The sequence below is a fragment of the Marinitoga hydrogenitolerans DSM 16785 genome, assembly GCF_900129175.1.
In the GTDB taxonomy this organism is placed as follows: Bacteria; Thermotogota; Thermotogae; order Petrotogales; family Petrotogaceae; genus Marinitoga; species Marinitoga hydrogenitolerans.
This window is the reverse complement of sequence record NZ_FQUI01000074.1, coordinates 1-3,444: the sequence shown is the minus strand read 5'-3', so window position 1 is coordinate 3,444 and position 3,444 is coordinate 1. Positions and strand designations below refer to the sequence as shown.

Genomic DNA, 3,444 nt, shown 5'->3' with positions numbered 1-3,444 from the left:
TTTGCTTTTTATAAAAAGTTAACATTTGATATTTTTCGCTATATTTCAGCGTTATCTCTTTTTTTAAAAAAAACAATTGTCAAAGTCAGGAAAAAGTAGAAGGGTGAACCCTTCTACAAGTTTTAGTTTAATTTAGAAGATGTTCCATTACAACAATTTGAAACTCCACCTACGCCGCATTCAGCGGTATATCCTATTTTTTTAACTTTTAATGGTTTTAAAATTTCTTTCATTCTATCACCTCCTTCCTTTCCTCAAGAATTTTATTATCAATTATGTTATAAATTTTATTAGCAATATCATCGAATAGGTTTTCATGGGATACAACCAGTATTATTTTTTCCTCTTTTAATTTACCCAAATAGTCTTTAATATTTTCCTTGGTTTTATAATCAAGATTTGAAAGTGGCTCATCTAATAATAAAATATTTTTATCTTTTGAAAAATACAAAACTCTTGCCAGATGTATTTTCTGTTTTTCACCCAATGAAATATTCAAATTTTGAAAATTTATTTTTTTATCTAAATTATTTATATTTAGCATAGAAATTATCTCTTTTAGATATTGGGGATCTTCTGTATTGTTAAATATAATATTTGTTTTAACATCACCTTCAAAAAGATATACAGGATTATATAAATATGAACAACTTTCAATAAACTCTTTAGAAAAATAAAATGTAGAATTCTTTTTATTTTTCTTGATTATTTCAGGTGAAGCTATTTGCGTTAATAAATTTAAAATAGTTGTTTTTCCACTTCCATTTTTTCCTTTTATAATATATAATCCATTACTTTTATTTATTATAAAATCTTCTATTTCTAATAATTTTTCTTTATTTTCCGTATATATTGTACAATCCTTTATTTCTATAATATTATCTTTATTACCATTTTCTAAGACTAATTTTTTTTCTTCATTATAATTATAAAAATTATTTATTCTATTTAATATTCCTTTATTTGATTGTTTTTCTACAATTGCCTGAGTAATTTGACTTAATGGTTCAAAAAGCATACTTAAATATTGTGAGAACATTATTAAACTTCCCAATGTCATTTTTTGTGAAATTACATAATATGCACCAATGCTCATTATTATAAAAGAAGATAATGTATTTACAAACATCGGCACTTCTTTTCCAAAATTATACCAATATGAATATTTTAATCTAATATTTCTCCATTCTTCTAATTTTTTTTCAAATATCTTTTCAAAATATTTTTCTTTCTGATATAAATTAATATGAATCTTTCCTTCTATATTCTTATTTGCATTTGTAATAAACTCATCAGCTTTAATTCTTTCTAATTTTGAATATTGTTCCAGTTTTTTCTTATTTATTCCCATAGAAAACACATATAAAGGAATAAATATTGCACTTATTAAAGATAAAATTGGATTTATTATAAATAGGATTATATATCCTGTAATTACCCTCAATATTCCAATAGTTAAAGTTCCCAAATAAGTAATCATTACATTAGCATATGTTCCACTATCTGAAATAAGGTAATTTAATAATTGTCCTTTATCAAAGTCTTTGTAATTATATTTTTTTATTTTAAATATTTTTTCCAGTATTATTTTTTTTAATTTCACAGAAAAATATAATGGTATTTTATCCCATTGATATTTTAAGAAATAAAAAATATATAGATGCAAAAATACTGAAAATCCCGATCCCAAAAATAACCAGATTTTTAATTCTTTAATACTATTAGTGCTTATAATATCATCAATTAAATACTTCGTAAATAGTGGCAATATATAATATAAACTTATTCCTATAAATGAAAATATTATCAATTTTATTATTTTTATTAAATTCTTTTTTTCTCTAAAATCTAGAATTTTTTTCATTATTTATTGCCTCCTCATAATACAGTTCTATCAAGTCATTTAAAATATATTTTTCTGGTATACATTTTTTAAGCTTTTTTGTTTCGAGCAAAAAACATCCTCCCATACACCATGGTAATACTTTACAATTTAAACATTCTCCTGAGAATGGATTTCTTAATATTTTTTTATAATAATTCTTTTCATTCAAATTTAAATCTCCATTATTATCTATATATCCCATTTCAAAAACTTTTTCTTTTTCACTAGAGGTACAATGATATAGAGTGCCATCTGTTTCAACAAGAAACGTATTTATTCTATCAAAGCCACAATTATATCCTTTTATATCATAAAAAGGGATTTTTTTTCCATATCTCAACAAAGTTATATATATTTTTAATAACACTTTGGAATACTCCTTAATATCATTATAAAAAATATCTTCATTGGTATAATTTATATCAAACTTTTTTGCTTCATTAAAATGTAGCATTACATTTTCTTTAGATAAAATTTTATAATTTTTTAACTCATAAAGATAATTTTCTATATTTTCATTATTTTTATTTATATTTAATCTTAAAATTATATCTACCTCAGGCCATATATCAAGAAGTAATAAAATATTTTTTATAATTTGATCATATGTACCTTTTCTATTTCTTAATATTCTGCTCTTATTGTGTTGCTCTTTATCCCCATCTAAAGTGATTTGGATTGTTTTTATTTTTGTATTTTTTAGTTTTAATATATTGTCTTTAGTTAATAAAAAACCGTTTGTTGTTAAATTACTAAAAAAATTTACATCTTTGTAGTTATCTTGGATATAATTTTCTATTTCAATTATTACATTAAGATTTAATAAAGGTTCTCCGCCAAACCAATGGATATTAAGAATTTCTATTTGATTTTCTAATATTGTTTTATCTATCCATTTCTTTATAGAATTTATTGTGTTATTTTCCATCATTTTTTTATTATGACTTTGATAACAATAACTACATAAAAAATTGCAATTATTCGTAGTTTTAATTGTCAAAGAAAATATTTTATTATCAAATTTATTTTTATTATGTATATAACGCAATCTATCTATTTCATCTAATTCTTTGTCTATCCACATACCATACTCTATAAATTTTTCCTCTATTTTTGGATTTTCAATATAAAAATTTTTGTAATTTTTATAATATTCTTCATTTAATTCAAGCATTCCATGGGTGTATGTATTAAAAATAATCCAAGTATCATCTTTTTTTATTTCAACATTAAACTTTGAATGTTTATATTTTTGAGATTTATTTCTTATCTTATCCATAATGCCACCTCACTAATCTAATTTTTATATATAAATATATATTGTATTATAAAACCTCATATGCTATAATTTAAATATATTCTACAATTAACCGAGTATAAATATTCTTTGGTACTCATAATTTGTTTTTACTTTAAAAATTCATTTTGAATTTGAGGGTTGATTGAATTAGTTGATGAATAATAATAATCGTCTCCAGCATATAATATATTGGAGAAAAATAAAATTACAATTAATGTCATTACTATAATTTTTTTCACCCCATCACCTCCTGTTTTTA

2 protein-coding genes are annotated in these 3,444 nt (G+C 21.7%); both read right to left on the bottom strand.

The genetic code is table 11. The features are described 5' to 3' along the window. Nucleotides 1-229: 229 nt before the first annotated feature. A complete protein-coding gene (locus BUA62_RS11160; RefSeq protein WP_072866109.1) occupies nt 230-1,864 on the bottom strand; it encodes an ABC transporter transmembrane domain-containing protein in 1,635 nt (544 codons plus the stop codon). Beyond that, entirely contained in the window at nt 1,842-3,164 is a 1,323-nt protein-coding gene (locus tag BUA62_RS11155; RefSeq protein ID WP_072866108.1) for a radical SAM/SPASM domain-containing protein, read from the bottom strand. The genes BUA62_RS11160 and BUA62_RS11155 overlap by 23 nt, the downstream gene beginning before the upstream one ends. Between the last annotated feature and the right edge of the window lie 280 nt (nt 3,165-3,444).

Bases quoted from the DNA above. Each gene is read 5' to 3' on its own strand.
- BUA62_RS11155 (WP_072866108.1), bottom strand. From the start codon at position 3,164: ATGGATAAGATAAGAAATAAATCTCAAAAATATAAACATTCAAAGTTT.
- BUA62_RS11160 (WP_072866109.1), bottom strand. From the start codon at position 1,864: ATGAAAAAAATTCTAGATTTTAGAGAAAAAAAGAATTTAATAAAAATA.